Source organism: Winogradskyella rapida (genome assembly GCF_042675845.1).
In the GTDB taxonomy this organism is placed as follows: Bacteria; Bacteroidota; Bacteroidia; order Flavobacteriales; family Flavobacteriaceae; genus Winogradskyella; species Winogradskyella rapida.
On the sequence record NZ_JBHTKM010000001.1, the window covers coordinates 123,717 to 147,621 of the forward strand.

General features: G+C 34.0%; 21 protein-coding genes and 1 tRNA gene. 12 read left to right on the plus strand and 10 right to left on the minus strand.

Annotated elements, in window-relative coordinates; genetic code table 11:
- The first annotated feature begins 46 nt into the window (after positions 1 to 46).
- The 3 genes from ACFQ13_RS00535 to ACFQ13_RS00545 are packed head-to-tail and all read left to right on the plus strand — an operon-like array spanning position 47 to position 2,402.
- Positions 47 to 511, plus strand: a complete 465-nt coding sequence (locus tag ACFQ13_RS00535; RefSeq protein WP_114309806.1) for a TspO/MBR family protein — start codon at positions 47 to 49, stop codon at positions 509 to 511.
- A gap of 58 nt (positions 512 to 569) precedes the next feature.
- Entirely contained in the window at positions 570 to 1,043 is a 474-nt protein-coding gene (locus tag ACFQ13_RS00540; protein ID WP_386113148.1) for an SRPBCC family protein, read from the plus strand.
- A gap of 54 nt (positions 1,044 to 1,097) precedes the next feature.
- Positions 1,098 to 2,402 (plus strand): cryptochrome/photolyase family protein, encoded by a 1,305-nt coding sequence (locus ACFQ13_RS00545; RefSeq protein WP_386113149.1) that lies wholly within the window; start codon positions 1,098 to 1,100, stop codon positions 2,400 to 2,402.
- 190 nt (positions 2,403 to 2,592) lie between these two features.
- Here the strand turns inward: ACFQ13_RS00545 and murA are convergent, their stop codons facing one another.
- From murA to ACFQ13_RS00560, 3 genes are all read right to left on the minus strand, one after another.
- Positions 2,593 to 3,909 (minus strand): UDP-N-acetylglucosamine 1-carboxyvinyltransferase, encoded by a 1,317-nt coding sequence (murA, locus tag ACFQ13_RS00550; protein WP_386113150.1) that lies wholly within the window; start codon positions 3,907 to 3,909, stop codon positions 2,593 to 2,595.
- A 6-nt stretch (positions 3,910 to 3,915) separates the two neighbouring features.
- Positions 3,916 to 4,575, minus strand: coding sequence for a DUF4290 domain-containing protein (locus ACFQ13_RS00555; protein ID WP_114310175.1), 660 nt, complete (start codon positions 4,573 to 4,575; stop codon positions 3,916 to 3,918).
- Positions 4,576 to 4,675: 100 nt separating this feature from the next.
- Positions 4,676 to 4,969: a DUF493 family protein gene (locus tag ACFQ13_RS00560; protein WP_114309810.1), complete on the minus strand. Its 294-nt coding sequence runs from the start codon at positions 4,967 to 4,969 to the stop codon at positions 4,676 to 4,678.
- A gap of 78 nt (positions 4,970 to 5,047) precedes the next feature.
- Here ACFQ13_RS00560 and ACFQ13_RS00565 point away from each other — a divergent pair, with 78 nt between their 5' ends.
- The 5 genes from ACFQ13_RS00565 to ACFQ13_RS00585 all read left to right on the plus strand — a co-directional run bounded on the left by ACFQ13_RS00565 (position 5,048) and on the right by ACFQ13_RS00585 (position 9,597).
- Complete coding sequence (locus ACFQ13_RS00565; RefSeq protein ID WP_386113151.1) at positions 5,048 to 5,587, plus strand: AAA family ATPase; 540 nt, start codon at positions 5,048 to 5,050, stop codon at positions 5,585 to 5,587.
- A 2-nt stretch (positions 5,588 to 5,589) separates the two neighbouring features.
- Positions 5,590 to 7,485 carry a RecQ family ATP-dependent DNA helicase gene (locus tag ACFQ13_RS00570; RefSeq protein WP_386113152.1) on the plus strand — a complete coding sequence of 632 codons (1,896 nt, stop codon included), beginning with the start codon at positions 5,590 to 5,592 and terminating at the stop codon, positions 7,483 to 7,485.
- Complete coding sequence (fmt, locus tag ACFQ13_RS00575; RefSeq protein WP_386113153.1) at positions 7,482 to 8,441, plus strand: methionyl-tRNA formyltransferase; 960 nt, start codon at positions 7,482 to 7,484, stop codon at positions 8,439 to 8,441. Before ACFQ13_RS00570 ends, fmt begins: the two co-directional genes overlap by 4 nt.
- A 198-nt stretch (positions 8,442 to 8,639) precedes the next feature.
- On the plus strand, positions 8,640 to 8,912 hold the full coding sequence (locus ACFQ13_RS00580) for an HU family DNA-binding protein (RefSeq protein ID WP_386113154.1): 273 nt from the start codon (positions 8,640 to 8,642) through the stop codon (positions 8,910 to 8,912).
- Between the two features lie 130 nt (positions 8,913 to 9,042).
- On the plus strand, positions 9,043 to 9,597 hold the full coding sequence (locus ACFQ13_RS00585) for a YqgE/AlgH family protein (protein WP_114309815.1): 555 nt from the start codon (positions 9,043 to 9,045) through the stop codon (positions 9,595 to 9,597).
- Positions 9,598 to 9,761: 164 nt separating this feature from the next.
- Here ACFQ13_RS00585 and ACFQ13_RS00590 read toward each other — a convergent pair whose 3' ends face one another.
- Positions 9,762 to 10,616 (minus strand): aminotransferase class IV, encoded by an 855-nt coding sequence (locus tag ACFQ13_RS00590; RefSeq protein ID WP_386113155.1) that lies wholly within the window; start codon positions 10,614 to 10,616, stop codon positions 9,762 to 9,764.
- Positions 10,617 to 10,810: 194 nt separating this feature from the next.
- Positions 10,811 to 11,203, minus strand: a complete 393-nt coding sequence (locus tag ACFQ13_RS00595; protein ID WP_114309817.1) for an START-like domain-containing protein — start codon at positions 11,201 to 11,203, stop codon at positions 10,811 to 10,813.
- 179 nt (positions 11,204 to 11,382) lie between these two features.
- Between ACFQ13_RS00595 and ACFQ13_RS00600 the strand changes: the two genes are divergently transcribed.
- The 4 genes from ACFQ13_RS00600 (at position 11,383) to ACFQ13_RS00615 (ending at position 14,041) form a co-directional block, all read left to right on the plus strand.
- Positions 11,383 to 11,456: transfer RNA gene (locus tag ACFQ13_RS00600), tRNA-Met, on the plus strand.
- Between the two features lie 53 nt (positions 11,457 to 11,509).
- Positions 11,510 to 12,886, plus strand: a complete 1,377-nt coding sequence (locus tag ACFQ13_RS00605) for a tyrosine-type recombinase/integrase (protein ID WP_386113156.1) — start codon at positions 11,510 to 11,512, stop codon at positions 12,884 to 12,886.
- Complete coding sequence (locus ACFQ13_RS00610) at positions 12,879 to 13,541, plus strand: hypothetical protein (RefSeq protein ID WP_386113157.1); 663 nt, start codon at positions 12,879 to 12,881, stop codon at positions 13,539 to 13,541. Before ACFQ13_RS00605 ends, ACFQ13_RS00610 begins: the two co-directional genes overlap by 8 nt.
- Before the next feature lie 68 nt (positions 13,542 to 13,609).
- Entirely contained in the window at positions 13,610 to 14,041 is a 432-nt protein-coding gene (locus ACFQ13_RS00615; protein WP_386113158.1) for a hypothetical protein, read from the plus strand.
- Between the two features lie 48 nt (positions 14,042 to 14,089).
- Here ACFQ13_RS00615 and ACFQ13_RS00620 read toward each other — a convergent pair whose 3' ends face one another.
- The 5 genes from ACFQ13_RS00620 to ACFQ13_RS00640 all read right to left on the minus strand — a co-directional run bounded on the left by ACFQ13_RS00620 (position 14,090) and on the right by ACFQ13_RS00640 (position 23,886).
- Positions 14,090 to 14,968 carry a viperin family antiviral radical SAM protein gene (locus ACFQ13_RS00620; protein WP_386113159.1) on the minus strand — a complete coding sequence of 293 codons (879 nt, stop codon included), beginning with the start codon at positions 14,966 to 14,968 and terminating at the stop codon, positions 14,090 to 14,092.
- A 76-nt stretch (positions 14,969 to 15,044) separates the two neighbouring features.
- Entirely contained in the window at positions 15,045 to 17,507 is a 2,463-nt protein-coding gene (locus ACFQ13_RS00625) for a tetratricopeptide repeat protein (protein ID WP_386113160.1), read from the minus strand.
- Positions 17,508 to 17,636: 129 nt separating this feature from the next.
- On the minus strand, positions 17,637 to 20,762 hold the full coding sequence (locus ACFQ13_RS00630) for a type I restriction endonuclease subunit R (RefSeq protein WP_386113161.1): 3,126 nt from the start codon (positions 20,760 to 20,762) through the stop codon (positions 17,637 to 17,639).
- Positions 20,763 to 20,768: 6 nt separating this feature from the next.
- Complete coding sequence (locus ACFQ13_RS00635; RefSeq protein ID WP_386113162.1) at positions 20,769 to 22,088, minus strand: 5-methylcytosine restriction system specificity protein McrC; 1,320 nt, start codon at positions 22,086 to 22,088, stop codon at positions 20,769 to 20,771.
- A complete protein-coding gene (locus tag ACFQ13_RS00640) occupies positions 22,078 to 23,886 on the minus strand; it encodes an McrB family protein (RefSeq protein ID WP_386113163.1) in 1,809 nt (602 codons plus the stop codon). The genes ACFQ13_RS00635 and ACFQ13_RS00640 overlap by 11 nt, the downstream gene beginning before the upstream one ends.
- Between the last annotated feature and the right edge of the window lie 19 nt (positions 23,887 to 23,905).

Consider the following 23,905-nt stretch of genomic DNA (forward strand, 5'->3'; position numbering starts at 1 on the left):
ATATAAAAATAAGGATTCATTTTAACCTTTAAAATTACCATATAAATTGAAAGCAAAATATCTGTTTATTATATTTCTTATTCTCAATTTTGGTGGCCTTGCTATAGGTCGTTATTTTATGGGTGATGAAGTTTCAGGTGTTTGGTACAGCCAATTAAACAAAGCCCCTTGGACACCTCCGGGTTGGGTATTTGGTGCGGCCTGGTCGTTAATTATGCTCTGTTTTTCGATCTATTTAAGTTATTTATTTAGTATTAGAAATTCTAAAGTGGTCGTTTTTGTATACAGCTTAGCGCTCCTCCTTAATGTGTTATGGAATTACCTTTTCTTTCATCTGCATTATGTCTCTTATGCCCTCATCAATATTGTCTTACTCACTATTGTAATCATCTATTTCTTTTGCACGTTTGGAGATGAAAAATTATACCGCTTTAAGTATTTATTGCTGCCTTACATCTTATGGCTCTTTGTAGCGATCTCCTTAAACACTTACGTGGTTTTATACAATTAGAGACCTCAGTAGGCACTTTATTATTCATTTACATCGTTTTTAATGCCATTATATTCCTATGAAAATTTATACCTTACATAAAAAGCAAAAGCTCCCTATTACGATGGATCAAGCTTGGGATTTTTTATCAGATCCGGCTAATCTAAAAATTATCACACCAGATTATATGGGCTTTCATATCCTTTCCTGGGCAGATAGACCGATGTTTGCTGGTCAAATTATTCAGTATATCGTTACTCCTGTATTGGGAATAAAAACCAAATGGGTCACTGAAATTACCCACGTTAAAGACCATGAGTATTTTGTAGACGAACAACGCTTTGGACCTTATGCCTTATGGCATCATAAGCATTTTATAAGAGAAATTGATGGTGGCGTAGAAATGGAAGACCTTATAGACTACAAACTTCCCCTTGGCGTATTAGGGCAACTCGCCCACCCGATACTTGTACAACCAAAATTGAATGAAATTTTTGAATACCGCACTCAGAAATTAGAAGCCTTATTTGGGGTGTATAAAGGCAAATCGTAGACCGTTAATTCAGCTTTATAAATTAAAACAGCAAAATACAGTATCAAAGTACCTATGAGTAAAAAAGTAACTATTTTTTGGTTTCGACGCGATTTAAGACTGGATGATAACCTTGGGTTTTACGAGGCCTTAAAAGGAGAACATCCTGTTTTACCTATTTTTATATTTGACACGAACATCTTAAAAGAATTACCTAAAGATGATGCGCGTGTCACCTTTATCCATCAGACCTTACAAACCATGAGGCAGACATTACAAGACGATTACAATAGTAGTATTGCTCTCTTTAATGCTGAACCTGAAGCTGTATTTAAACAACTCCGTAAAGACTATGATATTGCTTCAGTCTATACCAATCATGATTATGAGCCGTATGCTACGGAAAGAGATGAAGCTATAAAAACGTTTTTAGACGCTCACGACATTGCTTTTAAAACCTATAAAGATCATGTTATTTTTGAAAAAAACGAGGTTGTAAAAAAGGATGGGGATCCTTATTTGGTTTACACCCCTTATATGCGCACCTGGAAAGAAAAGTTCAAGAACACCGACCTCAATATTTATTATACCAACTCCGTTCTTAACAATCTTATTGCCCATAGCCGTCTCCCCAATTTAAGTCTAGCCGATATTGGCTTTGAAACATCATCACAAGAGATCACGCCTTATACGGTGACACCGACTTTAATTCAGGATTATGAAGATCATAGAAATTTTCCGGCTGAAGATGCCACATCGCACCTAGGGCCACACTTACGGTTTGGTACTGTAAGTATTCGTAAAATGATTAAGAAGGCGATTTCTGAAAATAATGAAGTGTTTTGGCAGGAATTGATTTGGCGCGAATTCTTTATGCAAATACTCTGGCATTTTCCTGAAACTACCACCAAAGCCTTTAAACCAAAATACGATCGTATAGAATGGCGTTATAATGAAGACGAATTTAAAACCTGGTGTGAAGGAAAAACAGGTTATCCTTTGGTTGATGCCGGAATGCGACAACTGAACGCAACAGGATTTATGCACAACAGGGTGCGTATGCTTGTGGGTAGTTTTCTATGCAAGCACTTGCTTATGGATTGGCGCTTAGGTGAAGCTTATTTTGCTGAAAAATTACACGATTATGAAATGGCTAGTAATGTTGGTAATTGGCAATGGGTGGCCGGTTGTGGTGTGGATGCCGCCCCCTATTTCAGAATATTTAATCCTACAACTCAGATTAAAAAATTTGATAAAGACCACGAGTACATTAAGCAATGGGTTCCGGATTATCAAGAGCTCAGCTACCCGAAACCAATGGTAGACCATAAAGAAGCAAGAGAACGCTGTTTAACCACTTATAAAGCAGCCTTAAACTAAAGCTTCACAAGCCACCTTAAGGATGAGCGCATTCTATTTTAACATATGGTTTGTATGACGTTACCGTCCTGATTTGAACTCTCGAATCTAGAGCAAATTCAGAAGCTGAGATGAAATTATAACCCATAAAAAAACGCTTTAAGGATTTCCCTAAAGCGTTTTTTATATCGGTTGATGTTGTTAAAAAGGATTAATTTCCTTCTACACGTTCAATTTTAGCACCAATAGCTCTTAAACGTTCATCTATATTTTCATAACCTCTATCAATCTGCTCAATATTATGAATGGTTGATGTTCCTTTTGCCGATAAAGCAGCAATTAATAAAGAAACTCCAGCTCTAATATCTGGCGATGTCATTGTGGTCGCTTTTAATGTGGATTTAAAATCGTGACCAATAACCGTTGCACGGTGTGGATCACAAAGTATAATCTTAGCGCCCATGTCAATCAATTTATCGACAAAGAACAAACGACTTTCAAACATTTTTTGGTGTACAATAGCACTTCCTCTTGCTTGGGTTAATACCGTTAAGATAATACTCAATAAATCTGGAGTAAATCCAGGCCAAGGCGCATCAGAAATGGTTAAAATAGAGCCATCAATAAAATTCTGAACCTCATAGCCGTCGGTATGTGCTGGGATATGGATATCATCACCTTGACGTTCTACAGTAATTCCTATTTTTCTAAAAACACTAGGAATCACACCTAAATCGTCCCAACTCACATTGGTGATGGTTAATTCACTCTTTGTCATTGCAGCAAGACCAATCCAACTTCCAATTTCAATCATATCTGGAAGCATACGATGTTCTGTTCCGCCAAGAACTTCAACACCTTCAATAGTCAGAAGATTAGAACCAACACCTGAAATTTTAGCTCCCATGCGGTTCAACATCTTACAAAGTTGTTGTAAGTACGGTTCGCAGGCCGCGTTATAAATGGTTGTTGTTCCTTCTGCCATAACCGCCGCCATAACAATATTAGCGGTTCCTGTTACAGAAGCCTCATCTAAAAGCATATACGTTCCTTTCAGCTTATCTGCTTCTACACCATAAAACAATTCTTCTCTGTTGTAGCGAAACTTTGCACCTAAGTTGATAAAGCCTTCAAAATGGGTATCTAAACGACGACGACCAATTTTATCACCTCCTGGCTTAGGAATATACCCTTTTCCAAAACGCGCTAATAAAGGCCCAACAATCATAATAGATCCTCTTAAACCTTTACCGTCTTCCTTAAATTCTGGCGACTCTAAATAGGCTAAGTTAAGATCGTCTGCTTTAAACGTATACGACCCTTTTCCTAATTTATTGATTTTAACGCCGAGCTTTTTTAATAAAGCGATCAGTTTGTTAACATCAATAATATCTGGAATGTTATCTATTTTTATTTCCTCTGCAGTTAATAAGACTGCACATAAGATTTGTAATGCTTCGTTTTTGGCACCTTGAGGCTGAATTTTTCCTTTTAAACGGTGGCCACCTTCAATTTTAAATGTACTCATTCCTTCTTAGTAACGTTTTCTGTTATTAGAGTATTTCTTCTTGTTTGTGGTATTGCTTTTTTTACTAGAGTTACTTTTACTCCCGTATTTAGATTTGGTACGCATTAAACTACTCGCGTCACTAAGATCTTCTTTGGTATTCTTAAGGTTAATGTTCCCTCCAGAAAGTTCAAATAAGTGATCATAAATCACATCATCTTCCACCGTATCTTTATTCCAATTTAGGAAACATTTTTTCATATGATTCGCAATTGTAAAGGTCAAGGCTTCTTTAAGTTCACCTTCCTCCCAACTCACTGCCACATCGATCATTGTTTTTATATTATTCCCATAAAAACGATATTTAGGATGATTTTGCGGATATTTTAACGGCTCTGGTCGCGCTAAAATTTCCTCTTTAGAAGGCATACCATAAGGGGCATCAACGTCTATGTCAAAATTGGCCATTATAAATAACTGATCCCATAACTTATGTTGAAAATCAGGCACGTCTCTAAGGTGCGGCTGCAAATTCCCCATTACAGAAATGATTGCTTTTGCCACTTTATTACGCTCTTCTTTAGTTTCGCGCGATTTGGCATGATTAATCATCTTTTGGAGATGACGTCCGTATTCTGGAATAATTAAATGCTCGCGCTCTGTGTTGTATTCTAAATCGTCAATCAAAATTATAAAATGTAAAAAATGTGTAGTGTCTAAATCGTTAAAACCCGTAGTCTCTAGGTTTGGTTGCAAAGTACAAAAAAATACCTAGCCTAAAAGGAATTTACAAGGAAATTACGCCTTCTACGTTTTCTGCGACCTCTTTGTATTTTGCAATTACAGCTTCTGGGTCTTTCATTTTAACGTTTATAGAGACACTTGTGTATTTCCCATTTTTAGATTCGGTGGTGGTTATAACGGCTCCAAGGTTATCAAATAAGGCATCGATATGATTGACTCCTGACCCCGCTGTAAGCACAATAAATTTATATAAGTATTCCGATGGCCATTGGGCTGTATCGTAAAGTTGAGATTTTAATTTGTCGTAAAACTCGTCTGTTTTTTTAGAATTATCCATATTGAAATTTTTCAGTTGTAAAGATACGCTTAACTTTACATTTTTATATTTTATTTTTATATCAAAAATATTGCCAATTTGAATCCAAAGAAAATAGTTATTGCCGGAGGGCCTGGAACAGGGAAAACCACCCTTATAAATGAGCTAAAACAGCGTCAGTTTGTGTGCTATGATGAAATATCGAGACAAGTAACCTTACAAGCTAGAAAAGAGGGAATTGAACAACTTTTTTTAACCGAACCCCTACTCTTTAGTGAGAAACTTTTAGAAGGAAGAGCCCAACAATTTATAGATGCTGACAAAGAGACCGATTCTCTTGTCTTTTTAGATCGCGGCCTACCCGATGTCATTGCTTATATGGATTATATTGGAGATAGCTACCCCGATCATTTTGTAGCAACCTGTGAAGCCCATAAGTATAATGCCATTTTTGTTTTAGCACCATGGCAAGACATTTTTACAAGTGATAGCGAACGCTACGAAAGTTTTGAAGAAGCTATTGAAATTCACAATCACTTATTACAGACCTATAAGCGTTTTGGTTATCAATTAATTGACGTCCCTTTTGGAAGTGTAGATGCTAGAGTTGATTTTATTCTAGACGCTTTAAATACATAAAAATGCATCCTTTAGAAGTATTAGAACGGTATTGGAACCACACCTCCTTTAGACCGTTTCAGGAAGACATTATCAACTCGGTTTTAAACCGAGAAGATACCTTTGCTCTGCTCCCAACCGGCGGAGGGAAATCGGTATGTTTTCAGATTCCGGCTTTAATACAAGATGGAATTTGTATTGTGGTCTCTCCTTTGATTGCCTTAATGCGCGATCAAGTTAATACTTTAAAGGCCAAAGGCATTAAAGCCATTGCGCTAACTTCTGGAATGTCTTATAAAGATTTAGACACCCAATTAGACAACTGCATTTACGGGAATTATAAGTTTCTCTACCTCTCTCCTGAGCGTTTACAACAAACCTTAGTGCAAGATCGTATACAACGTATGCGGGTTAATTTAATTGCTGTAGATGAAGCCCATTGTATTAGTCAATGGGGTAATGATTTTAGACCCGCTTATAAAAACATTACCATTTTAAGAGAAATGCATCCTCATGTAAATTGTATAGCACTTACGGCTACGGCTAAGCATACGGTAGTGGATGATATTGTTGAAAATCTCGATTTTATTAATCCTAAGATTTTTAAGGCTTCTTTTGCGAGACCTAATATTTCTTATCAGGTGATGCATGCAGATGATAAGTTACATCAGTTAGATTATTTATTGAACAACTACCCTGGCGCTTCTATTATTTACGTTAGAAATCGCAGGGGAACGACCAATATTGACAATTATTTAAAATCGAAAGGCTTCTCCTCTACCTTTTATCACGGCGGAATTACGAATAAAGAAAAACAAGAGCGCTTATACCAATGGAGCCATGGTCAAACCCGCATTATGGTGGCTACTACCGCTTTTGGAATGGGTATTGACAAGGCCAACGTGCGTACCGTGATTCATTTTAATTTGCCAGAGAGTCTAGAGAGTTATTACCAAGAAGCAGGGCGTGCTGGCCGAGATGGACAATTAGCCCATGCCTTTGTTTTAAAACAAACTATAGATGAAGATCATCTGCGCAGTCAGTTTTTAGGCACTTTACCGTCCGTTAAATTCGTAAAAACAGTTTATAACCGCTTGTGCAATTATTTTCAAATTTCATATGGTGAAGGTAAAAATACGATGCATCAATTCGATTTTAGATCGTTTTGCAGCCATTACAAGCTTAATACGAGCATGACCTATAACGCTCTGTTGTTATTAGACCGTAATGCCATTATTACCCTAAACCAGAATTATAATTTTAGAACCAAAATACAATTTATCACCACCAACACGGTCTTGTTTCAATATTTAGAAAGACATCTCGATTTAAATATTTTAGTAAAGGTTTTGTTACGGACCTATGGTGGTATTTTTGATTATGACACCAAGGTGAATCTAAACTTAATAGTTTCAAAAGCAAAACTTTCAGAAAAACAAGTCATCGCACAGTTACAGCGCTTAGAAAAAGATGAGGTCATCCGCTTACAAATGGCCGATACCGATTCCGAAGTGACCTTCTTAAAACCTCGCGAAGACGATATTACCATTAATCCGATTGCCAAAACTATTAAGCATCAGCATACCTTAAAACACCAGCAAATAGAATCGGTTATTCGCTATATAAAAAATGACCAGGTATGCAAAAGCCAGCAACTCCTTCATTATTTTGGAGAACCGAGCAAGACCCCTTGTGGAATTTGTTCCGTTTGCAAAGCTAAAACCGCTACGACAGCGCCCACAGCAACAACACCTTTAGAATTACAAATTACAAAGGCCTTAGCGCAACAAGCCTTATCGTCGCGGCAATTATTACAACAACTAGAGTGCTCCCAAGAGGACTTATTAGAAGCCTTAAAAAGGCTCTTAGCCTTAAAAAAGATAAAATTAACACACGCTAACACCTACATATTAGAATGACAGACCAACGCGACTTAAGAATAGTATTTATGGGCACGCCCGATTTTGCCGTGGCAACCTTAAAAGCCCTTATAGACCATAAGTATAATGTGGTTGGCGTTATTACAGCGCCAGATCGTCCTGCAGGACGCGGTCAGAAACTGAGAGCTTCCGCTGTAAAAGAATTTGCGGTAAAGGAAGGGCTCAACATTTTACAACCTACTAACTTAAAAGCCGAATCGTTTTTAGAAGACTTACGCGCCTTAAATGCCAACTTGCAAATTATTGTAGCGTTTAGAATGCTCCCTAAAGTGGTATGGCAAATGCCAGAATATGGTACGTTTAATCTGCACGCATCATTACTTCCACAATACCGAGGTGCGGCCCCAATACATTGGGCAATTATAAACGGGGAAACCCAAACCGGTGTCACCACCTTCTTTATAGATGAAAAGATTGACACAGGAGCGGTTATTATGAGTGATGCAGTTGCTATAAGTCCCACAACAACGGTTGGAGCGCTACATGACACTTTAATGACTATAGGAAGTGCATTGGTTATAAAAACGGTTGAGCAGATTGAAAACCAAACGGTGACCACTACAGTACAACCGCAGACAGACGATTTAAAAACAGCCTATAAGCTTAATAGAGATAATTGTAAAATTGACTGGAGTTTACCTATAGATACGATTTACAATAAGATACGCGGATTAAACCCGTTTCCTACGGCTTGGTGCTTCTTAGAACAAAACGAATCAAAGCCTTTATCGGTTAAGATTTATGGCGTAGAAAAACTAGAAGCTGCTCATAATTTTGAAGCGGGCCAATTATTTGCAACCAAAGACACGTTAAAGGTGGCCTGCCAAGGGGGATACATTAACCTGTTAGAAATTCAATTGCCAGGAAAACGAAAAATGGAAGTTAAATCATTATTAAACGGCTTTGAATTTTCTGAGGGGGCAAAACTCTTGTAACCCCCTATGTTCATTGGTTTTATAAAAAACCCGATAAAACGCATATCGTTTATTAACAAATTAACGAAGTTATTAACAATCCCCCGTATTTCCCTTGCTATTACTTGTATAGCTTAATTTTCCTGATAAATTTGTGTACGGCTTTTAAAAAATAATCACTTTTATAACCGATATTTTAACAATTTAAACTTAATATTTATGAACAAAACAGATTTAATCAACGGAATGGCAGAGAATGCTGGAATCACAAAGGCAGCTGCTAAAAAAGCATTAGATTCATTATTAATTGATATTGAAGGCGCTTTACAAAAAGGAAACAGAGTATCTTTAGTAGGTTTTGGTTCTTGGTCTGTATCAAAAAGAGCGGCTAGAGACGGAAGAAATCCACAAACAGGAAAAACAATAAAAATTAAAGCAAAAAATGTAGTGAAATTTAAGGCAGGTTCTGACTTAAGTAGCGCTGTAAACTAAGCATTTTATTTGTTTCAAATATAGAACCTGCTCCATGAGCAGGTTTTTTTTATCTTAATTTAAATGGCATTTAGTTGGTTTTTTAACAAAAAAAACATAGATTTAAAGAACTAATTATAGACTATTTAAGATGAACAAACCCGAAAAAGGCAATTTACTCATTGCCGAACCTTCCATTATCGGTGATATTTCATTCAATCGTGCTGTGATTCTCTTAGCGGATCACAACCCTTTAGGATCTGTTGGGTTTATTTTAAATAAACCTTTAAACTACAATCTTAAAGATCTCATTGAAGGCACAGAATCTGATTTCCCGGTGTACAATGGTGGTCCTGTAGAACAAGACAATTTGTACTTTATTCACAAGTCACCAGAGCTTATACCCAATAGCGTTGAAATCTCTCACGGCATTTTTTGGGGTGGCGATTTTAGTATCGTTTTAAACCTTATTAACCGTGGTGAAATTTCTAATGAAGACATTCGTTTCTTCTTAGGCTATTCCGGCTGGGACGAGCAGCAATTAGACCATGAACTGGCCTCAAATGCTTGGTTAATTTCAGAAAATATTTACCACAACCAAATCATTTCTAAATCTTGCAATAGCTTTTGGCGTGAAAAGATGCTAGAATTGGGTGGCGATTATAGTATTTGGTCTAATGCACCAGAAAACCCGAGCTACAACTAAGTCGTTTCCGCTTTAGCACGCTTATTAAAGAAAAGCTGCGTTAGGTTTAGCGTTTAACGCTCTTATGCGCTTGTGGCCTGAACTCTTAGGCAAAGTTACGACTTCACCTAAGCGCTCTCCACTCACGGATTTGAATCCCGTTTAACAATGCTTTTGAACTCAGATTAAGACAATAATCTTAATTTTGCATTTAGCTTATTTAAGACCTTCTGTGCAAAATCGCTACTGTACGTTTTTTTGCGGTATTTGGTCACCGGAACAATACCTTGAATTACGTTTGTTATAAATAATTCGTCTGCTTTTTGAAGTTCAAACGGACTTATACTCGCCTCTTCTACAATAACGTTTACGTCTTTAGAAAGGATTTCTAACACTTGCTTTCGCATCACGCCTTTTAAACAACCATCTTCTAAAGGTGGCGTTTTAATTTTATCGCCTTTTACAAGAAATAAATTTCCATTTAAAGCTTCTATAATACTCTTGTTGGTATTCAGCACAAAACAGTTGTCAAAATCATTTTCCTGAGCGTAAATACTTCCTATGACCTGTATCGCTTTGTTATTCGACTTTAAACCTGACAATAATCCTGGCGCTACGTAATAATCTTTATAAAGATCTACAAGACAACTGGCGGTTTCATCAATAGTATAAAACGGATCGTGATGCGCTTCTGCCGTAATATTAAAAGCCACATTAGCTTCTTTTGACGGGAAATACTTTCCGCCTTCACCACGATCTACATTAACGCGAACACGTGCTGCTGATGTCAGTAAATCATTAGCCTCAATGGTTTTTAAAATTTCAGCTTCAAGAAATTCCATCGTAAAAGCCATAGGAATATCCATTCTTAAAATACGCATTGAAGACATCAGCCTAAAATAGTGATCTTCCCAAAAGAAGATTTTACCATTGACCACTTTTAGAGTTTCAAAAAGAGCATCTCCGTATTTATATCCTCTATTGGCTATTGTTAACTTTGCATCGTCTTGCGACACTAGTGTGCCATTATAATTTACCATAGTATTGGTTCTTCGCTATTATCTATCGTTCTAAATGATTTTTATTCAATAAAACCTGCTTTATTTTTTTTAAACTTTCAGATTACAATTTGAAATTGCGTGCTGAAGGTGGCATAAATTTGAATAAAAAAGTCCCAATTTGATATTGAGATACCAAATCGGGACAAAGATATAATAGAATACTTATTTAGTGCTTATGCAGAGCCTAAAACTTGTTTTAAACTAGAGATTTGATTGGTCCAAAGCATTTTGCTTTCTTCCACCTCATCTTCTTCAGCAAAGTCGGTAATCATTAAAGAGACATCTTTAGTAATTTCGTCCACTTGAATTCTAATTTCGAAAAAACAGCTAGCGCCCTCTTCCTCATCGTATAACCATCGGAATTTGATGCGTTCGCCACTCTTTTTACTAAGCAGTTTGGCTTGTTCTTCGGAACCATCCCAAATAAAAGTGAATAGCTCTCCTCTTGAGTTAACATTATCTGCAAACCATTCTGATAAGCCAGAAGGTGTTGATATATATTGGTATATAAGGGTTGGTGATGCCTGGATCACAAACTCCATTTCAAATTTTTCTTTATCGTCCATATTAGTCCTTGTATTATTTGCTCAATATATGTAAATATCCTTGAGTTTTAAACTTTAAATTAATTTTATTTTTTTTTAGTTTTTAATGTTTGTGATATTCAAAAATCTTTATATATTTGCAGCCGCAATTACGAGTATGTTCACAACACTACGTTTTGAAAATTTTAATTGCGAATTATGGCGAGGTAGCTCAGTTGGTTAGAGCGTTGGATTCATAACCCAGAGGTCACGAGTTCAAATCTCGTTCTCGCTACGATCTTAATAGGTTACAAACAAACGGTTTAGTTCACTCTAAACCGTTTTTTTATGACTATACTCAATGAATTTCTTACCTTTGAACATAATTCTGAACACGATTCTGCACATAATTTGTCACACAAAAGAGATTTTTCAGCTCCCAAAATTTACTCCGCAAAAGGCGATATCAAAAAGCGTTGGTACGTATATTTCTCATTTAGAGATCCTGAGACCAAGAAGCTAAAACGTCAAAAAAATATTTACGGAAACGCCAATACTTATAAAACTAAAGAAGATCGTTTAGCGTTATTATCGCGATATCGCAAAAGGCTTTTAAAATTGCTTCAGCAAGGCTACAATCCTTATGTTGATAATACCGAACTGTTCAAAAAACTTTCAGAAGAAGCCAATGCTATACCAAAAGCATCGGTTCCAAAGAAAGCCTATGTACAACCTATCACTTTTCCAACGGAACTTCTAAAAAAAGAAACTCCTGCACCAAAACGGGAATTTTTAAGAAAGAAAACTCCAAAAGTAGAAGGCTTGCCATTACGCGAAGCTTTTGATTTCAGTTTAAAAATTAAAGCCAACCAAATTTCAAAGCGATCACTTAAAGATTATGAGTACACGACCATTGCTTTTATTAAATGGGCTGCTGAACATAGGCCTGACGTGACCTCTATTAGACAAGTAGATAAAAAAGTAGCACTAGATTACCTCAATGCTGTTTTAATTCGTTCTAGTGCTCGAAATAGAAACAACAACAGACTTAATTTAAGTAGTTTATTCCAAACCTTAGAGGAGAATGATCATATTGATTATAATCCGATTAAGAAGATACCAGCATTACGCAGTATCCCTACAAGGAACAAATCATATACTACTGAAGAGCATCAGAAGATTTTTAAATATTTAAAGACGGAAGATCCTATCCTACTCCTCTTTATTAAATTTATCAGTTATAATTTATTAAGGCCTGTTGAAGTCTGTAGGTTGAAAATTAAGGATATCAATATTCAGGATAAAACGATTCAGTTTAAAGCTAAGAACAGTCCGTTAAAAACGAAGCTTATTCCAAATAAGATTATTGAAGAGTTGCCTGACTTATCTAAACTAGATCCTGAAGGCTATTTATTTACGCCTATTAAAATTGGTGGCGAATGGGATGCCACCGATGTAAATAAGAGTAATTATTTTTCTAAGCGTTATAAATCTGTTGTAAAAGATCACTTCAACTTAGATAAAGATCAAACCTTATACAGTTTTAGACATACGTTTATTTCGATTTTATACCAATCTTTACTTAAAGGTTCATCGCCTCATGCTGCAAAAAGTGAATTAATGAATATTACAGGACATGCCACTATGGATGCCCTTGAAAAATATTTAAGAGATATTGACGCGGTAATGCCTAAAGATTATTCTAAGCACTTTGATAATGACTGATATTTCTGAACAATTAATAGCGAACATTACGAAAAAGTATATCTTTTTCTTTCCTAGTGCAATCTATTCTGATGTTGAAAACTCCATACTCGCAGGAATGATCGCCAAGGATTCCTATGACATTATTGCATACAACCAAGATCAGCTAGGTGCTATTACGCATGATATAGAACAAATTGCCCTAGTTGATATCTTAAATAAGAATAAGGTGTTACAAAACAATTTGTTATTACTCCTAGACACTAAAGACAAGGTGAGTAAAAACGTCTTTCAGTTTATTCTTGATGACTACAAGCAGCATATGGATTGCCACGTATTTATCACCTCCTGGTTAGTTGATAATGTGAATCGCACTTTCCCTAACCTGAATATTTCAATTTTTAATGCCTTTAAAAGTCAAAATCTCTTTTTCAGAAATCATTATGCGCAATTAGAGCAGTACTTTAACTTGAATCCATTAGATACAAAACCAGACCGTACTGCCATTCTTAAAAACATGAAGTCGACCTTTTCCATACCTGCAGTGGAAAAGGCCCCGTCAGAGGTTCATGTAAAGCCAAAACCAAAGACAACTAGGAAAAGACCAAAACTTCAGATTGATGATGATGAGATTGACAACTTTCTGTTGAAAACGGTTTTTAATGTTGATTTATAGTCATATTCTAAGTTAAAAACGATAAATAATGTTAATTTAGCGTCAAACAAACGTTTATTACACGCTAAATGAATCACCAACAATTCTATACGTGCGACTATTGTTTTAAGGAATTTGAACCTAAAAGACGTCGTGTACAAAAATATTGCAGCGATACCTGTCGCTCAAAAGCTTATCATGCCCGCAAAACATCTACCAAGCTAGCAGCTCCATCGGAACAAATAACGGTTCCCGATTTCTCTACTTTACCTAAGCCAAAAATGTCTTTAAGTGGTGTGGGAAATGCAACGGCAGGAACCTTAGCCGCCGATGCCATTAAAAGCTTGTTAACCAAAACGACCAATAAACCTGCAACCAAAGGCGATTTAACAGCTTTAATAGAGACTTTACATGGACGCTATCATTTGGTTAAAAATATGCCAGCCAATGAATTTGGACAGTACCCTTACTTTGATTTGGTTGAGGGGGTTTTGGTTTATTTGAGCAGTGGGAATGAATAGTAGGATTGAAAATATTGCTTTAAGGATCAAATACCAGTCGAGATAATATTACAAGTTACTATTATTACCCCAATTATACACCCCACCTCTGTTTATAAATTTAGCATGCATATAATTCATAGTTTTATAAGCATCTTCCACTCCTACTTCTAATATAGGTTTACTATAATTATGTTTGCCTTGTGTATTATCGAAAAAGCGTCCTGCAGGATCTACCATGACATAACTCCCTTTAATTTCATCATTTGATTCTGGTACAATTGTTTTTACCGCTTTGTGCGTGTTTAAAAAATAGTTGTATTCTTCTTCTGAGATTTTAAAATCGTCAATCGTAGTATCATTTTGCCCTACTATAGGTAACACTTGTAATACTTTCCAACGTTTGGGTTTGGCATATTCTATAAATTCGATTAAGCTCTCTCTGTAGTTTACATTGTTTACTACAGTGTTGATCTTTAAACCGTAACCATGTTGCTTTATTCTATCTACTACATCATAATAATAGGCTTTGCTTAGTGGTCTTTTTCCAGTTATCGCTCTACCTATTTTAATGTTGCTTTCATGTTCTAAACTATCTATACTTACAGCAATCCAATCTAAATAGCTTGTGTTCTCTTGTAGAAACGCATCTGTTAATTGACTGCCATTGGTTACAATCATAGTGGTCATACCTAACTGTTTTGCACTTTTTATTAAATTTGGCAACCACTTACACAGTAATGGTTCGCCTCCAGCGAAGGTTATTTTTTCAAAGCCTGCTGCCGCAATTTGCTCCACTACTTTTAAAGCGTCTTGCTCTGGCAAATGTCCTTTTGGTAAAATGGTTTGTTTTACATCTTGAAACGTGGCGAAGCAAAACTTGCAGCGCATGTTACATGGTTCCCAAAGGTGAAAGTTGATACTTGGAATTAATTTATTAGTTTTCATACCGATTTAATTTAAGATTGATCCTTATGGATGATTAAATCGATACTAATTCTATAGATATAAAACCTTTCTTTTGTTAAGACATATTTAAAAAAGGATATTTATTTGTAATTTGAGAATATACTTCTTTGAAACTTTCATCTCCTGATTCCCTTAATGCAATAGCATAATTCCTCAAAACAAATGGATTGTTAGAGATTATTTCTAAAGCTTTATTGAAATGAAAAAATGCTTTTTCATAGTTACCTATATCTGCATACATATTAGCTATTGCTCCATGCACCTCAACATCTTCTTTTTCTAATTTCAAACATTCATTTAATGCTTTTATACCATTATTATGTTCACCCTTTCTATTTAATTCTATTCCTTTTTTATAGTAATGGCTATATTTTTTTGCTTTAAATGAATCAAAATCTTTCCATAAAAAATTACGTGCATTCATTTTGGTTAGGGAAAAAATCTCTTTATATGCATCAACATTATCGATCAGAGGTTTAGCTATTTTAGTAAAATAAGTATCTGTATTAAAAAAGGAAATAAAATTTGGTAATGTTTTAAAAGTCATCCCCTCAGTATTACTTAAAAAACTAACTATATCTAAATAATTAACTTTTAAACAATCATTAATAGTAGTGTTTACTTTTTCAAAAGAATTAGAAACTATCCATTTTGTTACTTTTCTATTACCAATTTTAAAAATAGAATTTTCGTTACTAAAATATTTTTCAGCATTATTTAACTGATTAGCAGCTTTTAAATCTGTATTAATTAGCTCATTATATTGAGCCTTATAATCTAACCTTAAATTTGTACGTTTTACTTGAATTAATAAAACATTATCATTATCGAATAATATAAGGTCTGAATCACCATCTACCAAATCAACTTCTTTTTTAGTTGGATGCTTCACATTAAACTTATGCTTTACTAACAAATTATTTAACACATCTTCAATTTGAATTGCTGTATCTCTGTTATTATTTTTAAGTAACGAATTGACATATACATTCTGACTTGAAAAATTGATAAAAAATAATATTGGACAAAAAATATAATTATCCAATATTACAAAAGGTGTATCAATAACAGAGTATCTTACATTAAACCTATCAAAACGTTTTAATCTCAATCTCTTGAAACCAAACTGATTTAATACCTGTAAACCAATTTCTCTTTTAAATTCTTGATCTGCTTTAGTATTTAAGTCTAAATACTCTTCCTCTGAGCTATATATAAAAGGAAACTGTGAACTTTCTTGATTATTGACCACAAGGTGCAAATTTGCTATTTGCCAATTGTTTGTTTTTAATGAATTAGAAGCTTTAATACTCTTTAACACTTTATAATATCTTGTATATCTATTGAAGGCATATACATATAATGGTTTTATAATCTTTTCAACTTCTACTTTGACGCTCTTATTATCCTCTTTTAAATAAAAATGCGTTAATTTTAAATCTCTTAAAACTTCAATTAATGCTTGTAAATTGCAGGCTAAGGTTTTATTATCTAAATAATCTTCTCGCCTTCTACTATGAATTACAGCTGCATTTTCTATTTGTTTTTCTACAATATCAGATCCTTTTTTGCTATAGACTAATTCACTAACCTTGTAACGTATTTCATCAACATTCCATTGGTAGTAAGATTCTGGAGATTCATAAAAATGTAACGATTCATATATATATCTTGGCTGAAACTTACTATTAAAACAATAAGGCTGAAAAAACCTAGAGTTAAATACCTGCCTCTTTTTTATGTAATTAAGACATTTAAAAACCAACTTTTTGAGTTGAATGTATTCACTTTCATAAACACTCTTAACAAAGTCCATTTCAAACTGTTCCGAACTTAGTCCTTCTTGTTTTATATTAGAATTTCTTAATATTAAGTCTATAAAAAAACTATAAACACCAGCTAAAGTACTCTGGTTAACAATATCAAAATTTGTTTCGAAATTATTTGTTTCAAAATATTCTATAGTAAAAAATAATATGTGCTCTAAAGGATGCTTTTCTATATCGAGTAAAATAGCTTCTATTTCTTTCCAAAGGTGCAATTCTTCAATTTGAAAAGATTCCCAAACATCTTGATGAATTTGATATTCTTCTTTTAATAAATCATCCTTTAACAGAAAATCAATTCGATCTTCTCTAAAAAACACTTCGTTTTTTCGAATAGCTTCAATAAAAATACTAGGATATTCTTTGGCTAACTTAATTTCTAATAACTCATTAAAAACATCTGTTTTAGAAAAATAATTATGTAATAATTCTACAGGTCTTTTTGATGAGAAACAAGCTGTGAACACATTTTCTTTTAAAACAAATGTATTCCAAAAATAGCTATAACCTTTATGACTTTTACGTTTCCAGTTTTTAGACAACCAATTAAACTTCTTTGTTCTCCTGTCGTTTCTTTGCGAATATTCTAAAAATCCATCAACACCTAACTCCCATAAAATATTAAAAGCTTTTGGGTAGTCTTGATTATTAAACGCCTTTAGAGCGGCTTCTTTAATTTGTAATTCTGTCATGGTCAAAAATTTAAGATTGTCGCTTAGCGAGATTTTTGACTCAGACTCTTCAAAACTAATTTATTATTCATTAATAAACAAAAGTTAGATTATTTTTTTAATTAAAAAGTTACTTCTTTGCTCCCTTGATTACTCTTTAGCAAAAAACGTCGCCAAATTCTCACTCTGTGCTAATACCTTATCTGCTTCCATTTTTGCCACATCTGGTGGATAACCATAACGCATTAATATTTTCTTTACCGTTAGTCTTAATTTTGCTCTAACATCATCGCGTTTACTCCAATCTACTGTAGCGTTGTTTCTAACTACATCTACAATGGTATGGATGAGCTCTTTCATTTTATCATCATCTAAAAAGCTTGTAGATTCGTTTTGTGATAATACAGAGTAAAACGCATATTCTTCTGATGTTAAACCTAAGTCGTCACTCTTTTTATCCTCTAATCGCATGTCTTTGGCAATTGCCGACAATTCTGCTAATACTTGAGCTGAATCGATTTGATTGTTATGATAGCGTTTTACTACAGACTCTAACATTTCGGAAAAGCGTTTTCCTTGTGCTATATTTTTTGTTTTCCGCACACGTACCTCATCAGACAACAACTTTTTAAGTAACTCAAAGGCTACATTTTTCTGTTGCATGTTTTTGACCTCCAATAAAAACTCATCGGATAAGATACCTACTGTTGGTGCTTTTATACCAGCGGCTTCAAATACATCTACCACACCCTCACTAGATAATGCCTCATCTACAATCTGTTTAATGGCTGTTTCTACTTCAAAATCTGATTTTGTGCTATTGCCTGTGAATTTATTGATTCTAGATTTTACAGCCTGAAAAAAAGCGACCTTATCTTTAATGTGATCTGCTTGTAGACTAGGTATAGACATGGCAAACAACTTAGATAAAAGCGTTACTTCTTTGATAAATCTGTTTTTTACATCTTCTGTTTGCAACACAAAATTTTGTGCGCCTAATAAAATTTGAAGTTTAATATTAGTTTCTGCTTTAAAATAAGCTTTGTAATCGTAGCCATGAAGAATTTGTTCTACCACTTCGAACTTTTCTAACATGCCTGCAATCGCTTCTTTAATATCTACAATTGGTGTGCCTTCGCCTCCACTTTGTAAATAGGTTGCCATAGCGTTACGCAAGTCTTGACCAATACCAATATAATCGACAATTAATCCGCCTGGTTTATCTTTATACACACGATTTACACGTGCAATGGCTTGCATTAAATTAGCACCTTGCATTTTCTTATCAATATACATGGTGTGTAAGTTTGGTGCATCAAAACCTGTGAGCCACATGTCTCTAACAATCACCATTTGTAAAGGATCATTAGGGTCTTTTAGGCGTGCTGCTAATACTTTACGTTGCGATTTAGTAGTGTGATGTGCCTGCAAGATGGCGTCATCATCACTGGTACTTGTCATGATGACCTTGATAGCACCTTTATCTAAATCGTCATGATGCCAATCTGGACGTAAAGCAATAATCTCATTATACAGTTTTGCGCAAATCTTACGACTCATGCTCACAATCATGGCTTTACCTTCAAACACTTGCTGTCGTGCTTCAAAATGCGATACTAAATCGGTAGCAATATCTTTTAATCTATCGTCTTTACCTATAATTTTTTCTATTGCAGCACTTTTGGTTTTGGCTTTTTCTATTTGTTCTTCAGTAGCTCCTTCAATGGCATCTATTTGCGCATCTATAGACTTGGTCACTTCTTCGTTAAGTTTAATCTTTACCAAACGTGACTCGTAACTAATAGGCACTGTTGCGCCATCATCTACTGCTTGTTTAATATCATACACATCTATGTACTCGCCAAAAACAGCTGGTGTTGATTTATCTTCTTTTTCAATAGGTGTGCCTGTAAAACCTATATAAGAGGCTTTAGGTAAGGCATCACGTAAATACTTTGCATTACCGTATCTAATTTCCGAACCATCGTCTACATCTACAACACGTGCTTTAAAACCGTATTGACTGCGGTGTGCTTCGTCTGCAACTACTACAATATTGGTTCTTTCTGATAGCGTATCAAATACGTTGCCTTCTTCTGGAGAAAACTTTTGAATAGTGGTAAAAATAACACCACCACCAGATACATTTAATAGTTCTTTTATATGCTCTCTACTTTGTGCTTGTACTGGTGTTTGCCTTAGTAATTCTTTACAGTTACCAAAGGTAGCAAAGAGTTGGTCGTCTAAATCGTTTCTATCTGTAAGTACCACAATAGTTGGGTTTTCCATTTGTGGATGCGTTACAATTTGCCCTGAGTAAAACACCATAGATAATGATTTACCAGAACCTTGTGTATGCCATACTACGCCTACTTTTCTATCTCCTGTTTTATTATCTGTTGCTCTTACCGTTTGTGCAACTGCTTTTTGTACGGCGTAGTATTGATGATACGCAGATACTTTTTTAATTTTTATTTGAAATACTAAACCTGTATTGTCATCCTTACTTTCTTCTTGCTCAAAAACCGTACAGTAACGAATTAACTCTACCAATGTTTTTTTATTGAGCATGTATTCCGTTAAAATTTGTAACTCTGTTCTTGGGTCGTTGTCTTTTGGTGTTGGCGATTTCCAAGATAAAAAACGCGAAAAAGGTGCAGATACACTAGACGTTTTAGCATCTATACCATCACTAATTACACAAACACTGTTGTAATAAAAAATACTTGGTACTGCGGTTTTATAATTTTTTATTTGTTGGTAGGCCTTTTTAATAGTAGCGTTTTCGTTTGCTGCATTTTTAAGCTCTACAAATACCAATGGCAAACCGTTTATGTAAATGACTACATCAAAACGTTTTTCGTTATTGTTTTCTTTAACTACTAACTGATTAACCACCCAAAACTGATTATTCTCTGGGTTTATAACATCTAATAATTGAACATTAATTCCTTTGGTTCTACCTTCTTTATTATACTCTACCGTTACACCATTGGTTAACAAGGTGTGAAAACGCTCATTGTTTTCCATAAGGTCTTCGGTACCCAAATTTACCACCTTTTGATAAGCTTCTACCCTTGCCGATTCTGGAACGTCTGGATTTAAGTGTTGTATAGCATTTTTTAATTGCTGCTCTAACAATACAGACTCAAAACTTTCTCGTTGTGGGTTATCGCTATTAGGTGCAATATCTGGACCGTAATAATAGGTATAACCCTGACTGATAAGTTGGTTTATAAAAGCTTGCTCTATGCTATCTTCTGAAAGTTTAGTCATATCTATTTAATTAGTGTACATCAGGTTTTTATGAAACCTATTTAAAAAAGCGTTTTTTTGATTTGATAATTCTTCAATAGAATTAGATAACTTTATTCCATCCACTTTAAACCAAGATTTATTAATTGATTCTCCGTATAAATTATTTGAAAAATTACTTTTTAATAACTCTTCGTCAAAACATTTTTGCAATGGATATATTAAACCTAAACCAATAATTTTTTTATTTTGAGACTCTAAAAATGACCCATAAGTATGAATTTGAAAAAAGTCTGATCTATCATAATCATATCTACGCGAAGACATGTTTTTATATTTAGCATCAAAAACCACAACGTTGTTATCTTTCTCGATAATAATATCTGGTATTAATCCTCTTTTAAACTTTTGTTCTTTGTAGATATTAAACTTTTGAGAATATACTTTCCAACCTTCAATGGCATATCGTTTTTTTAAGATAGTCATTAAATAGTTTTCCCAAATTTCTGCCATATCCAAAAATAAGGCTTCATTTGATGTATTGAATTGCTCTTGAGAAATACTGTTATTTTTACGTTGAATGATTTGCCAAGAAAAATCTACAATCGATTTATAATTAGCATACATAGCTCCATATTTAATATTATTGTACTGATTTGTAGTTACAGAAATACGATTATAACTTGAAGATGAATTAACAACTTTTTTTACAGCATCTGTTAGCATATTTTGTGATAAAAAATAATTTTTACAAAGTATTCTATAAGCTTTATAAAGTATGGCTATTATGGTTTGGTCTACTTGTTTTTCAATGAGTGTAGAAACCATTTGATTTTCGTTGTAAATAGGCAACACACTTTTTCTTATATCAATTCGTCCTTTTACGGTAAGGCTTTTATATTCTTTTTTAACTTTGTTTTTAGGCAAGCCATGTACATTGGCTTTACTTAATTGCTTTACCCAAATAAAGCTTATTAACTTTTTAATAAGTTCATTCTGCACATTACCTTCTAACTTATTACTAGAATTACATTGCGCCAATTTTATATTAAATATTTCCTCCAACAAATGCATAACTGAGGCATTCCCAAAACGAGGAACGACCTCAAAACAGTAATCTTGATTGTTATAATTAAAAAACAGCTTACCAATAAAGCGTCCTGTTCGCCATTTATTAAATTTATAGTCATAAGTTAAGAGTGGCAACTCTTCTTCTTTTACAGTATTACTTATTTTAAAAATATTTTGCTTTGTAAAACAACTATTTATATGCATAGCCATACCTGCATCTATTTCAACAATAGTGCAATCTTTAACTGGTGGCATATAAATAATATTACTTTCCATTTGAAAATATTGCGTAGGCTCTATTTATATATTCTTTTACACTTGCTTTATCTGTATTACCTAAAAAAGCTACTAACATAGGCTCTATAGATATTGACCATAAAATATCTTTAGTTTCTTTAAACAATTTCTTTTTTAAGCGTCCTTTACCTGTTAAATTGTAATGCTCTTGATAAACTTTAGATAGTTCTGCAAAAAAAGTATGTCCTATTTGATAGGCTTCCCCTAACTCTTCTATGTTATTACTTATGTAATAATTTAAAGCTGAACATGCGTCTACATAATCGTTTTTAAGTTCTTCAAAATGTTTATCGTTAAAATAAACACCTAACATTTCTAATAAAACAGCATCGTTATAGCCTTTAAATTTCCAAACAAAACGACGACGTAAAGCAAAGTCCATGCGTTCTACAGAAAAATCTATTTCGTTCATTGTACCAATAATGTGCAAATTGTCTGGCATGGTTAATTCTATCCCTTTTATGGCTGTTTTAATAGGCTCGTTTCTATATTCCATAGCTGAAAATAACTCACCAAAAACTCGAGATAAATCCACCCTATTTATTTCATCTAAAATAAGAACATGAGGCAATTTAACTTGTCCTTTTTCATCGGTAGTTTTATTTTCCTTATTTGCCTTTTCTATAATATCAAACAACTGACCTTTTACAGCAATGGTTTCTGAACCTTTTTCGGTTGCTTTTAATTGGTAACCTGCAATAAAATCTTCGTAAGATGTATTTGGATTAAACTGCAGCTTGTGTATTCTATCATCAATATCTTTTAAACCATTATCAAAATACTCTTTTAAGTTTTCCTTTCTATGTAAAAAATGATTGGTAATAAAAGATTCTGCTAATGCTTTGGCTGTATGTGTTTTTCCTGTTCCTGGTGGACCATAATACACCAACGCTTTTTTAAATTGCAACGTCATTATGTCCTCCGATACATTGTGTAAACCTTTATTCCAAATGCTCCATAATTGTGGTGCATAAAAACTATTTGTAATACCAGATTTTTCTAATTCTTTTTTAATGAGATGTATTTCATCGTCTATAGTTAAACCTTCCGCTTTAGCTTCTTCTGTATCTTTTATAAGTGCATAAAAATTAGATTTTATAGCGGCTTTATCTTGTTTAGATGCAATAGGCTCGTAATACTCGGGTTTAGCTAAATGCATTATTAAATTTTGCATTGCAAACGCTCTATTCTCTAATAACTTATATTCTTTTTCAGGAATATTATAAGTATTTTCATCAAACACATTATTTGCGTTATTAATGATAAAATCATTTACATCTTCAACTGAGTTTAACTCTCCTTTTTCAACCGCTTGCTTTATTAAAATACAGAGTATTAATAAAAAATTAATCTCCATTGGTTTATTGGTTTTATGGTACTGACCAGCAGAACCAATACCCTCTAGTGGAAAGTAATTATCTTTTTTATTATTGTTGAAACGTTCCGTAAACTCTTCATCCTTTAAAATCCAAAAAGGTGTGTCTTTTTTAGTCTCTGGTTTAATATCGTTTGCAGGTAAATACCACAACCAGTTTAAATGTACAAAACACAAGCGCACTTGGTAATTAGCCTCTTGAAACTGTAGTTTTATTTTATCCCAATAGCTTGGTCCGCTACCATCGATGGCTTTATCTAAAAAACATGCTTTAACCTTAAAAAGGTTTTCAAGACTAAATATATCTTCTTCATTAGTTAATGCTGCATTATTTTTTAATAAACAATGTTCAATAAAATTGGTATATAATTGATAAACGTGTTGTTTATTATCTTCCCTCATGAACTATTTGGTTAGTTTT